The 12,461-nt window shown below is 56.5% G+C and carries 10 protein-coding genes; 8 read left to right on the forward strand and 2 right to left on the reverse strand.

All coding sequences use genetic code 11. The features are described 5' to 3' along the window. Positions 1–17: 17 nt before the first annotated feature. From FHR98_RS09830 to FHR98_RS09865, 8 genes are all read left to right on the forward strand, one after another. The gene (locus tag FHR98_RS09830; protein ID WP_183416525.1) at positions 18–1,997 is read left to right on the forward strand and encodes an acetyl-CoA carboxylase biotin carboxylase subunit; all 1,980 of its coding nucleotides are present in this window, start codon (positions 18–20) and stop codon (positions 1,995–1,997) included. Between the two features lie 21 nt (positions 1,998–2,018). Continuing rightward, entirely contained in the window at positions 2,019–2,441 is a 423-nt protein-coding gene (locus FHR98_RS09835; protein WP_183416526.1) for a hypothetical protein, read from the forward strand. Continuing rightward, the gene (locus tag FHR98_RS09840; RefSeq protein WP_183416527.1) at positions 2,438–2,713 is read left to right on the forward strand and encodes an acylphosphatase; all 276 of its coding nucleotides are present in this window, start codon (positions 2,438–2,440) and stop codon (positions 2,711–2,713) included. Before FHR98_RS09835 ends, FHR98_RS09840 begins: the two co-directional genes overlap by 4 nt. A 76-nt stretch (positions 2,714–2,789) precedes the next feature. Continuing rightward, positions 2,790–5,033 (forward strand): DNA topoisomerase IV subunit A, encoded by a 2,244-nt coding sequence (gene parC, locus FHR98_RS09845; protein ID WP_183416528.1) that lies wholly within the window; start codon positions 2,790–2,792, stop codon positions 5,031–5,033. Between the two features lie 126 nt (positions 5,034–5,159). Beyond that, positions 5,160–5,756, forward strand: coding sequence for a biotin transporter BioY (locus FHR98_RS09850; RefSeq protein WP_183416529.1), 597 nt, complete (start codon positions 5,160–5,162; stop codon positions 5,754–5,756). 366 nt (positions 5,757–6,122) lie between these two features. After that, positions 6,123–7,223, forward strand: a complete 1,101-nt coding sequence (locus tag FHR98_RS09855; protein ID WP_183416530.1) for a TRAP transporter substrate-binding protein — start codon at positions 6,123–6,125, stop codon at positions 7,221–7,223. Between the two features lie 77 nt (positions 7,224–7,300). Next, positions 7,301–8,359 carry a TRAP transporter small permease subunit gene (locus FHR98_RS09860; RefSeq protein WP_183416531.1) on the forward strand — a complete coding sequence of 353 codons (1,059 nt, stop codon included), beginning with the start codon at positions 7,301–7,303 and terminating at the stop codon, positions 8,357–8,359. Positions 8,360–8,381: 22 nt separating this feature from the next. Continuing rightward, entirely contained in the window at positions 8,382–11,045 is a 2,664-nt protein-coding gene (locus tag FHR98_RS09865; RefSeq protein ID WP_183416532.1) for a TRAP transporter large permease subunit, read from the forward strand. A 91-nt stretch (positions 11,046–11,136) separates the two neighbouring features. Here the strand turns inward: FHR98_RS09865 and FHR98_RS09870 are convergent, their stop codons facing one another. Both FHR98_RS09870 and FHR98_RS09875 read right to left on the reverse strand, forming a co-directional pair. Continuing rightward, the gene (locus FHR98_RS09870) at positions 11,137–11,883 is read right to left on the reverse strand and encodes an arginyltransferase (RefSeq protein ID WP_183416533.1); all 747 of its coding nucleotides are present in this window, start codon (positions 11,881–11,883) and stop codon (positions 11,137–11,139) included. A gap of 11 nt (positions 11,884–11,894) precedes the next feature. Next, positions 11,895–12,413: an RDD family protein gene (locus tag FHR98_RS09875; RefSeq protein ID WP_183416534.1), complete on the reverse strand. Its 519-nt coding sequence runs from the start codon at positions 12,411–12,413 to the stop codon at positions 11,895–11,897. Positions 12,414–12,461 lie beyond the last annotated feature (48 nt).

Below are 12,461 nucleotides of genomic sequence, written 5' to 3' on the forward strand. Positions count from 1 at the left end.
AAGGAAGCATCCAACCGATGAGCCAGAAGAAACCCTTCGACAAAATACTGGTTGCCAACCGTGGTGAGATTGCCTGCCGGGTCATACGTTCGGCGCAGCGCCTGGGTATCAAGACGGTTGCCGTATATTCCGAAGCGGACGCCGGGGCCCTGCACGTGGAGATGGCTGATGAAGCTGTTCTCATCGGACCGGCAGCGGCGGCGGAATCATATCTGGTTATCGAGCGGATAATCGAAGCCTGCAAGAAAACCCAAGCCCAGGCCGTTCACCCGGGATATGGCTTCCTATCCGAGAACACGGCCTTTGCCGAGGCCTTGGCTAAAGCTGGTATCGTCTTCATCGGCCCGCCGGCACCTGCCGTTGCCGCGATGGGCGATAAGATCGAATCAAAAAAGCTCGCGGCCAAGGCGGGGGTCAGCACGGTGCCCGGTACGATGGGGCTTATTGCGGATGCTGATGAGGCCGTAAAGATCTCAGGTGAAATCGGTTATCCGGTGATGATCAAGGCATCGGCTGGCGGCGGCGGCAAGGGCATGCGTGTCGCCTATGATGATGCGCAGGCAAAGGAAGGATTTCGCTCGGCCCAGAACGAGGCGCGATCCTCCTTCGGTGATGACCGAATTTTTATCGAAAAGTTTATCGAAGAACCGCGTCATATCGAAATTCAGGTGTTGGCCGACAACCACGGGAAGGTTTTGCATCTCGGCGAGCGCGAATGCTCCATTCAGCGCCGCCACCAAAAGGTTATCGAGGAAGCGCCGTCGCCGTTTCTTGACAAGAAAACGCGATCGGCAATGGGCGCACAGGCGATAGCGTTGGCCAAAGCTGTGGATTATAGCTCTGCCGGTACCGTTGAGTTTATCGTCGATAAGGACCGCAATTTCTATTTTCTGGAGATGAACACGCGATTGCAGGTCGAACATCCGGTTACCGAAATGGTGACCGGGATCGACTTGGTGGAGTGGATGATCCGCGTGGCTGCGGGCGAGCCGCTGGCTTTGGAGCAGGAGGACATCGGCTGGAAGGGATGGGCCATTGAGACCCGGGTCTATGCCGAGGACCCGAGACGCAATTTCCTTCCGTCCATCGGTCGTTTGTCACGCTACCGCGAGCCGGAGGGAGATGGCGTGCGCGTCGACAGCGGCGTTGTAGAAGGCTCCGAGATTTCCATGTTCTACGATCCCATGATCGCCAAGCTGGTCACTTGGGGCGAAACCAGAAACAAAGCGATAGACCGTCAGCGGACCGCGCTTGGTTCGTATTACATTCGCGGCATCAACCATAATATGGACTTCCTGTCCGTAGTGCTGGGCCAAGAGCGGTTTCGTGAGGGGCGTCTGACCACGAATTACATAGCTGAAGAGTTCCCGGACGGTTTTGAAGGTATCTCCCCAACAGCGGAAACAGAGAATCTGCTGGTGGCCGCCGCGGCAGTGTTGCGCTTCATTCGCGAAGAAAGGGATGCCGTGATCTCCGGTCAGGCGGTGCCCAACGATTGGGTGGCGCGTTACGGCTTGACGGAAAGGCCGATCTCCGTGATGCGGAAAAGCGAGGACTTTTGGGTCGAGTTGGAGGGGCATAGCTTGACCGTCAGCACGTCCTGGCGACCAGGAGATCTGCTGTTCAAAGGCCGGATCGAGGGGCAGCCGGTAGCGGTTCAATTGGATCGCAGAGGCCCTGCAGACCGTCTATCGCTGGAAGGAGAGGCTCTGGAAATACAGGTGCTGCGGCCTCGTATCGCTGAGTTGGCACGACTGATGCCGGTCAAAGCGCCGCCCGATCTCTCCCGATTCCTCCTGTCACCGATGCCGGGGCTTCTGGTTTCCGTCGCGGTTACCGAGGGTCAGGAGGTCAAGGCGGGCGAGGAACTTGCGGTGGTCGAGGCAATGAAGATGGAAAATATCCTTCGTTCGGTAAATGATGGTGTGGTTTCCAGGGTTTGCGCAAAGCCGGGTGACAGCTTGGCTGTGGATCAGGCCATCCTGGAGTTTGAGTAGCCGATATCCGAGTGAGACCCCATGCAGCAGCTCGAACATCCGAGCGAGGAAACCTGGGACGAACGGCGCCTCTGGTTCGAGGAACACCGTCAAGCAGCAGCAAGCCAGGGAGTCGGTCGACTTTCCGAGCAAGCGGAAGCACTGGTAATCGAGATGCAGACGACGTTCTGCGCCGGTGCCTGGGCCGCAACCGTTTTGCTCGCCGCCGCTGTGGTGGATGCGCAGGAATTTCATCGCGGGTATCCGGAGAGTCGATCGTCGGGGGATCGCTCCTGGCTGCGGGGACTGCGCAACAGTCTTCTACATGAGAATCGCAGTCAGCCAGCCTTCACGATCGAGGATCATTGGACACGACGTGAAGAGTGGGGGCGCCATGCCCGGCGTGCCGTGCGGATGGCATTCGATGTGCTTTATGCACTGAACCAGGGAGGGCGGAGGAAATGAAAGCCGTCACCGCAATTGTTTCCGGGCGCGTTCAGGGAGTCTGGTTCCGCGCTTGGACGAAAGAACAGGCAGGCGAGTTGGGGCTTAGCGGTTGGGTGAGAAACCGGCGCGATGGTACCGTGGAAGCGCTGTTATGCGGAGATACCGCGTCGGTTGATCGCATGCTTGTGTTGCTGAAGGAGGGGCCGCCGTTGGCGAAGGTTTTTGCGGTTGACTGTCAGGTGTGGGCAGGGGATATCCCGGACGATTTTACTCAAATAGCCACGCTTTAAGATCTGATGTCATCTTGATCTTGTAGCTCTATCTCGTGGCGACTACCATATATCGCGTTTAAATCAAGGAGACTCCATGTCCGCAGCTAAGATCGAGAACGGCGGAAAGATACAGCCTGTGCGCTTGGCGGATGCGCTGTCCGAGCGGTATCTCAACTATGCGCTCTCGACCATCATGGCGCGTTCCCTGCCAGACGTGCGCGACGGGTTGAAGCCGGTCCATCGCCGCTTGCTATACGCTATGCGGCAACTACGCTTGAATCCGGATTCACCCTATAAGAAGTCGGCCCGCGTGGTCGGTGACGTCATCGGTAAGTTTCACCCGCATGGTGATCAATCCATCTACGACGCCCTTGTGCGCTTAGCGCAAGATTTTGCCTTGAGGTTCCCGTTGATCGATGGCCAGGGGAACTTCGGCAACATTGATGGGGATAACGCGGCAGCCATGCGCTATACGGAAGCGCGGCTGACAGCTGTCGCCGAGGCGTTGCTTGCGGGTATCGATGAGGACACCGTTGACTTTCGGGCGACATACGACGGCGAGGGCCTGGAACCGGTCGTTCTTCCGGCGGCCTTTCCGAACCTGTTGGCGAACGGCTCTCAAGGTATCGCGGTGGGGATGGCAACATCGATTCCGCCGCACAATGTCGAGGAAATTTGCGATGCACTTCTGCATCTGATCAAGAGCCCAAACGCAACGATCGAGAAACTCGTAGATCTGATGCCAGGTCCCGATTTTCCAACCGGTGGCCTGTTGGTTGAAGACCGCTCCGCATTGGTTGAAGCATACCGCACGGGCCGAGGTTCATTCCGCGTCCGGGCGCGCTGGGAGCAGGAGAATATCCGTGGTGGCGGTTATCGGATCATCATCACAGAAATTCCTTTCCAGGTGCAAAAATCGAAGCTGATTGAGCGCATTGCCGACCTTCTGCATCAGAAGAAACTTCCGTTGCTGGCCGACGTCATGGATGAATCGGCCGCCGATGTTCGAATCGTCTTGGAGCCGCGTAGTCGCAACGTCGAACCAGAGATGCTGATGGAGCACCTGTTCAAGCAGACAGATTTGGAATCACGGTTCGGCTTGAACATGAACGTTCTGGACGCAAGCCACACACCCAGTGTCATGGATCTGCGTCAGGTTCTGCAGGCTTTCCTCGACCATCGGCATGAGGTGCTTGAGCGCCGGACCCGACACCGCCTGGGGCAGATCATCAAGCGTTTGGAAATGCTTGATGGGTATCTGATTGCTTATCTGAACCTTGATGAAGTTATCCGGATCATTCGCGAAGAGGACGATGCCAAGGCCTCATTGATCGCCGCATTTGATCTGACTGAAGGGCAGGCTGACGCAATCCTCAATATGCGCCTGCGCAATTTGCGTAAGCTGGAGGAGATGGAAATCCGCAAGGAGCACTCTGCTTTGTCCGAGGAGCGCGCCGATCTGGCGGCGCTACTGGAGGACGAACCGAGGCGGTGGCGTGTAATCTCGGAACAGATTGCCGATATTCGCAAAACCTTCAGCAAAAAAACCGATCTCGGGCGCAGGCGCACTCAGCTTGCTGAAGCACCGGCCGACATCGTCGTTCCCTTGGAAGCGGTCATTGAACGCGAGCCGGTGACAATCCTGTGTTCCGACCGTGGTTGGATACGTGCCATGAAGGGGCACATGGATGACCTGTCGAGTGCAAAGTACAAGGACGGTGATCGCGAGCGCTTCGCGCTTCACGCCCATACGACGGATAGATTGTTGGTCGTCGCCACGAACGGACGAATTTATACCCTCGGGGTCGACAAGTTGCCGGGCGGTCGCGGTTTCGGAGAGCCGGTCCGTTTAATGATCGATCTACCCAATGACCATGATGTCGTATCGTTGCTGGTTCACAAACCGGGGGGACGGTTGCTGTTGGCTTCGTCGGACGGACGTGGATTTATCGCAAAGGAAGATGATCTGATCGCCCAGACCAAGAATGGCAAGCAGGCCCTCAATGTCAGCGGTGAGGTTGAGACGCAGGTTTGCCGCCGGATTCCGGAAACGGCTGATAGTGTCGCGGTGGTTGGTGACAATCATAAACTCCTGGTATTCGGGCTTGATGAGTTGCCGGAAATGTCACGCGGGCGCGGCGTTATGTTGCAGCGATACCGCGATGGTGGGCTTGCCGATGCACAGGTGTTTCAGCGATCGGAAGGCTTGAGCTGGACGATGGGTGGAAGCGGCGAGCGGACACGTACCGAAACCGACCTAACGCCGTGGTTGGGTAAACGCGCTTCTGCGGGTCGATTGCCGCCGCGTGGCTTTCCGCGCAGCAATCGGTTCGACTGATCGTCCTCATTTGCAGAGGATGTATACTGGGGCTATGCAGATGCCTGGGCCATGCTATAAGGCATGAATAAAGACCGTGGAACGAGCGTACACGACGCTCTTTCCTGCCAATAGAGGAGGTATTCAATGACAACATATGCAGCCGGACAGCCAGCACTTTCTGCTGTGATTTGGCCCGCTTCCGACGGAGCTTCAAAGGCAGCGCGTGCGCTTCTCCTGGTCGTTGTCGGCAGCCTAGCACTGGCCGTTTCGGCCAAAGTAAAGGTGCCATTCTATCCTGTAGACATGACCATGCAGACCTTTGTCGTGATGGTCCTGGCTATGGCCTATGGCTGGCGGTTGGGGATGGCGACGGTCGCGCTCTACCTGGCCGAAGGATTGATGGGGTTGCCGGTATTCACCGGAACGCCGGAGCGCGGTCTGGGCCTTGCCTACATGCTGGGTACGACAGGCGGGTACCTTGTCGGAATGCTGGTTGCGGCCGGTATCGTGGGGTGGCTTGCCGAACGCGGGTTTGACCGCAACGTCGGCTCCACGTTGGTTGCAATGATGATCGGCACGTTTGTGATCTTCGCCTTGGGCCTAGCTTGGCTTGCCAGCCTCATCGGCTTCGACAAGGCCATCACCTTCGGGTTGATGCCCTTCTTGTATAGTGAAGCTTTGAAGATCGCTTTGGCGGCAGTGCTGATGCCGTTGGCATGGAAACTCATGGCGTTGCGCTGATCGGAAAAGTGGGTTCGTCGAATAGGAATTTTCTATCCGCGTTGCAGCATTGTAGATTCGATTTTACGGTAATTTTTACCGGATTCTGTTAGAAAGGGCGGGCTTATACCCGCCCTTTTTTCCTTGCATTTATGTCAGGTTCCGTACTTGTTCCCGCATTTTTGCTGCAATGCGGCATTTTTATGCTCAAATTGCCATGAAACAGCTTTGCTTTTCCAAGACGGTCTTATAGCATCACACCCGATCGCAAGTTCGGTGATTGGCAGGGGTCGGAGCACAACAATAAAATCGCTCCGAGGCTGATAGAGCGGACTTAGGCGTAGTCTAAATGGCACGTAATAAAAAAAACCACGGGAGGTTTAACGAATGAAACGGCGCGATTTTCTTAAAAATGCAAGTGTTGCGAGTGTTGGTGCGGCAGCGGCGGCTTCCACCGCTTTTCCCGCTCCGGCAATTGCGCAGCAGCGCATCGATATGGCGATTGTGAGCACCTGGCCACGCGATTTCCCGGGTTTGGGAACCGGCGCGCAGCGTTTTGCACAGCGTGTTTCGGACCTGACCGAGGGGCGCATCAACGTCCAGTACTTTGCGGCGGGCGAGCGCGTTGGCGCGTTCGACTCTTTTGACGAAGTTGCTTCCGGCAACGCGCAGGCCTATCACGCGGCCGACTATTACTGGAAGGGCAAACACCCGGCTTGGGCTTACTTCACAGCGGTTCCTTTCGGGCTAACCTATACCGAAATTAATGCCTGGATTCGCTTCATGGGCGGCCAGCAACTTTGGGACCAATTGGCTGGAGACTTCGGCCTCAAGTGCCTGATGTGCGGCAATACGGGCGTGCAGATGGGCGGTTGGTTCAACAAGGAAATCAACACGGCCGATGACCTCAAAGGTCTGAAGATGCGTATTCCTGGGTTGGGCGGTGACGTCTTGGCCAAGTTGGGCGCGTCTCCGGTTTCACTCCCCGGTGGCCAGATTTATGAGAACCTGATTTCCGGCGCCATCGACGCAACCGAGTGGGTTGGCCCCTGGAATGACCAGGTCATGAAGTTCTACGAGGCTGCCAAGTACTACTACTATCCGGGTATGCATGAGCCGGGCGCGATGTTGTCGCTGGGTATGAATGCATCTTGGTGGAGCACGCTTTCCAAGTCGGATCAGCTTGCCATTGAAGCGGCTTCCTCGATGGAAAACGATGTCATGATGTCCGAGTTCAACGCTAAGAACGGTACATCTCTGACACAGCTCATCAAGGAGCAGGGTGTCCAGCTTCGTAAGTTCAGTGATGAGATTTACGATAGCTTCGGCGAGGCAGCTGATGAAGTGTTTGACGAGGTCCGCGCACATAGTGACTTGGCGAGCACCGTCCATGATAGCTTTGTAGCGGCTCGTGCCGACGTTGGTGGATGGGGTAACCTCGCCGAGGTCGCCTATATCACTCAACGTAACCGCGTCCTGGGCGTCTGAGCTTAAGGCTATTTCATGAAGTAGGGATGGAGCCGTGAACGGCTCCGTCCCGCTCATGGTATGAGAACTCTGAAATCATGTCTGTAGATCTCGACGCTACGCGGCCTGCCGCTTATGCGGATGAAAGCTATCCGTCATGGGTTTTGCTGTTGCGCGCCCTGACGTGGTCGCTGACGGCTGTCGTGCTTTTGTTTCTGATCAACAACTACCTTATTTTCTGGCGTGGCTGGCCGGGGGTCACCGGGCTTATGGGAGACCTGGGGTGGCTCGGCGCGGATTCGAAGGGTAAAGATCTGACCGGTGCGCCCTTGTTTCAAGCAAGCGCGCAGACGCTCGGTTATGTTCTCGCAGTGTTAGGTTGTAGCTTTTATGCCTTTCGGTCGAGCAGGACGCGGTTGCGCACTGATGTGGAGCGCCTTTCCGGCGTTGCCGCCTTTATCGCGCGTGCCGCCTTCTGGTCCGTTCTACTGATCGGATTGGCGGACGCCGCCATATCATTCCTCCGGGTTGAAGGCTTTCTTGAGAGCGTTGTCGGGAAAGGCCTCTCTGACAGCTTGGGCCGCCCTCAGTTTCGCGGAGATTATGTGCATTACCCACTGATTGGGGCCTCGCTGGTAATTGCGGCCTTGACCCGGGGTATCAGCTTTATCTGGCTTGCGACGCTGGTCGTCTTTGCTGAACTGCAAATCGTGGTGGCGAGGTTCATTTTTTCCTATGAGCAGGCATTTATGGGAGACCTCGTGCGATTTTGGTACGCGGCGCTATTCCTGTTCGCCAGCGCTTACACTTTGATCGAAGGTGGGCACGTCAGGGTCGACGTGCTCTATACGCGCTTCACGCCGCAACGCAAAGGCTTGGTGAATGCGTTGGGGGCCTTGTTGCTCGGGATTCCTCTTTGTTGGGTCATCCTGATCCGCGGCATGTGGGAAAAATCGTTCATTATCAATAGCCCGCTACTGAGTTATGAGGTCACACAGTCTGGCTTCGGTATGTACAGCAAGTACCTAATGGCGGGGTTCCTGGCGATTTTTGCTGTGACCATGATGATTCAGTTCGCCAGCTATTTATTGGAAGGCGTAGCAGACGCCAGGGATGAGCCCGGCCGTCGTGACCTTGACAGCGAGGCGGGCCACTAAGGCGCGCGTTTAGGATACAATCATGGAACTTTTCTTCCTGGCTCTGCTCATCCTAATCATGGCCTCTGCTTTGGCATCGGGTTTTCCCGTGGCTTTTGCTTTGCCAGGGTCGGCGATCCTGACCATCGGCGCAGCTGCGGCGGCGGGATACCTTTTTGCTGGAAATGCATCCGAGTACTTTACGCAGGACGGGCCTATCCAATGGCTGAGTGCCGGTGTTACCAACTTCCGTGGCGTCTACTGGGAAGTTGAACGAGATACTCTGATCGCCATTCCCCTGTTCGTTTTCATGGGGATCATGCTCCAGCGGTCGAAGATCGCCGAGGACCTGCTCGTCACCATGGCCCAGTTGTTTGGCCCAATACCCGGTGGCCTGGGTATCTCCGTTGTGTTTGTGGGTGCGCTTCTTGCCGCGACAACCGGGATCGTCGGCGCCACGGTCGTCGCCATGGGTTTGATTTCTCTGCCTGCCATGTTGCGTAACAATTATTCCAAAGCCTTGGCGACGGGCACTATCGCAGCCTCCGGTACGCTTGGGCAGATCATCCCGCCTTCGATCGTCCTTATCATTCTGGCTGACCAGTTGGCGAGCGCTTCGGATCAGGCAAGCACGGCTCGGAAAGCAGCCTACAAGCTAGCGACTGGCGAATTTTCGATGCCGTCCGAACTGGATGTGGTCTCAACCAGCGCAGGTGACATGTTCCTGGGTGCCTTCATCCCGGGCATCTTGTTGGTCGGCCTCTATATGGTCTTCATTCTGGTCGTCGCCATCATCAGGCCAAAGCTGGCGCCTGCAGTCCATTATGAAGGAAAATACGACGCCCGCTTCGCCATCAATGTGGTGTTGTCGCTGGTGCCGCCGCTGGCGCTTATTGTCGCCGTGTTGGGGTCAATCCTGCTTGGTATTGCAACTGTCAACCAGGCAGGTGCCATCGGCGCCGTTGGTGCGACGATCATGGCAGGTTATCGACTAAAGGAAGGGGAGAAAGGCGCCTACATCCCGGCGGTTCTCGCCGTCTTGTCGCTCATAGTCATATTCGTGTTGTTGGCGTATTTCGATCTGAACATCAAGAGTATGGATACGCGCGATGACTACATAGGTGTCACTCTTGCTCTGGCGGCCGTCGCGGTCTTCCTGTTCGCGGTTTTGTGGAGCGGCTGGCGAACAATCAAGATCGGTGACACGCTTAAGGGAGTGATGATCGACACCGCGAAGACCACCTCGATGGTTTTTATCATCCTGTTGGGCGCCGCGATGTTGACGGCCGCATTCCGCGCCTTTGGCGGTGAAGAGCTCGTGCGTGAGTTCTTGACCGGCTTACCGGGTGGTTTCTGGGCACAGTTCTTTGTTGTGATGGCCGTGATTTTTGTCCTGGGGTTCTTTTTGGACTTCATCGAAATCGCGGTTGTCGTGGTGCCGATCGTGGCGCCCATTCTCCTGGCCGATCCGGGTGCCAATGTCACGGCGGTCTGGCTGGGTGTAATGATTGGCCTCAACATCCAGACGTCGTTTTTGACGCCGCCCTTCGGTTTCGCTCTCTTTTACCTTCGTGGAGTGGCTCCGCCCATCGTTAAGACGCTGCACATGTACAAGGGCGTAGTGGCCTTCATCGGATTGCAGCTTGTGGCGCTGGTCATTGTGGCGTTCCTGCCAAGCTTGGTGAATTACCTTCCAAACCGGGTCTACCTAACGTCCGAAACCGCACCGCCGCCTTTGAATCCGCGTTTGCAGGCCTGCATAGAACAGAACCTCTTCACCTATTATGACGAGGAGGGTGATAGCTTGCGCGCCAGTATCGCAGCTGCGCGCAATCTTGATATCGGGGCGCTGCCCAAGGATGATCAGAGTGATCTGAATGCAGCTCTGGAGAAGGCGTCGGAGATTTTCGAGAGGGTCGCGGCGGTCCGTGCGGCCCAAACCGCCATCGACGCTTACCTGCCCGAGTACAAAGACCTGCATCTCAGTGTGCGCGCCGCGCAGGCGGACATTATCAAGATCAAAGACGAACTCAGCGATTTGAACCAAACCTTAACGCGAATCTCGCGCGCCGAGGAACCCAACACCCAACGGATCGAGCGGATCAAGAGCAGGATCGCCGAGTTGGAAGCTATGTCCGACACGACCTTGGCAAGCATTCCGGATATCTGGGAAGAAAAGCACGCGGCCTATGTGAAGCTGGCCAATGAGCACAAGAAGCAACTCAACCTTTATCGCCGGACGTCTGACGGCTCCTACGAGGCCGTGGCAGCTATCAAGATTAAGATAGACCAGACCGACGCCTTGGTGGCTCTTGCCGATGATATGACAGCGCTTGAAAACCTGTTGGCTTCCAGTTCATCGGAAGAAGCCCAGGATCGTTTGAAGGAACTGGAAAGCCGTCTCAATGAAATCGATGGCACAAGCGACATCAAATCGCAGCTATCTAAGGCGCGACGGGAGCTTCGCAAAGAAGGTACCGATCAACAGGAGGTCGCGGAGCGGCTGGCTGCTGCGCTGCAAGCTTATGATGGCGAAGTTGCTTGGCGTCAGAATGCACAAGGAGCGCTGTTGTCGGGTTTAAGTGCCTATGAAGGCGCGATCAAGCACAACCTTGGTTTGCGTCAGCAAAGCCGCTTGCCGGATGACATTGCGCTGGATGTGGCCGCCTGCCGATCACACCACAACGATGTGTCCCTGAGCTTCTGATTTCCTGAGGTTTTGACACGGGGGCTTGCGTCGTATTGATCAGCCGCGGGTCCGATATTCCGGAGGGGACGTTGGGCCCGTAGTGCTTTGATCAATCACGAGGGGGCTTGGTTTGGCGCCATTGGCCGCCCCGAAGTTCCTGGAGTGGTTGAAAGCGGTCCTTGTAGGCCATTTTACGGCATTCTGGAATCCAGTAGCCCAAATAGACGAAGGGCAGGTGTCTCGTCCGTGCTTCAGAAAGCGCCCAGAGCACCGCTTGGGTTCCCAAGCTCCGCCTCTCTTCATCCGGCTCAAAGAAGCTATAGACCAGGCTTGGACCATCTTGGAGCCAGTCAAACAACAGACAGGCAAGCAACTTTCCGCTGCTTGTCCGAAACTCCGCTATCTGTGTATTAACAGGGGTGTCCTCAACCATGTTGCGGTAATCGCTAGCCGTCATCCCGGACATCTCGCCGTCATCATGTCGAGAATCGAGATAACGCCGGAACAGCGCGAAATGTTCGGCGGTAGAAGCAGGTAGCACCAACGTCGTTTTCAAGTCGCGGTTTCGGCCCATGATGCGTTTTTGACTGCGAGTCGGCGCAAAGCCCAAAGCGTCGATGCGCACCGGGCGGCACGCGTCGCAATTGCGGCAAGCCGGGCGATAGACATACCGCTGGGACCGTCGGAACCCTGCCCGTGACAATTCGCTGTACAGCTCTGTTGTTGCGGCCGTTGGCTCCAGCACGGTGAGAACCTTGCGCTCCATTCGACCGGGCAGGTAGGGGCAAGGAGTCTCGGTCAAGATGTGTAGCGGTTGGATGCGCTGGGTGCCGGATAAGCGATCAGGGCCAGCCATTGTCTCTCACCTCACGCTTGATAGCTGCGCAGCCTGCTGGCCCGTACAACCACCGTACCGGCAAGAAAATCGTGCAGGCAGCGTCGCCTCGTGTTGAGGAAAGCGACCACTAGGATCAACCAGGTGCTGGGCATGACTGTTGCGAAGAAGATAGCGCTGTGGAGAAAGCCCTGAGCCATCGACGCCGGACTGCCGTTCCAAGAGCGTACTTCCAGATCAAACAGCGCCATCGCCGGAGATGCGCCTGTCTTCCCAATGAAATAGCTGTGATAGAGCAGTGGTAAGAAGGCAGCCATCAGAATGCCTAGGGGGACTGTAAGAGGCGTAAGGGCGAAGAATGAGGCCACCGTCAATAGCCCGACCACTCCCCATAGCGTAACGCCGAGAAAGAACAGCACTATCATGTCCAAAAACCAAGCCAGAGATCGGCGCAGAGCCAGCCCGTCATAGAGTTCCGGATGCTCAAGAGCGTCGGGCGCTTCACCTTCCCAGGCTGCATCGCCCGTTCGGGCCGGGAAATGCAGTTTCATCGGTAAATGCCCATCTCTCATCCCACGCATCATCTTTCATAGGTAGTG

It is taken from the genome of Limibacillus halophilus, from assembly GCF_014191775.1.
GTDB classification, from domain to species: Bacteria; Pseudomonadota; Alphaproteobacteria; order Kiloniellales; family CECT-8803; genus Limibacillus; species Limibacillus halophilus.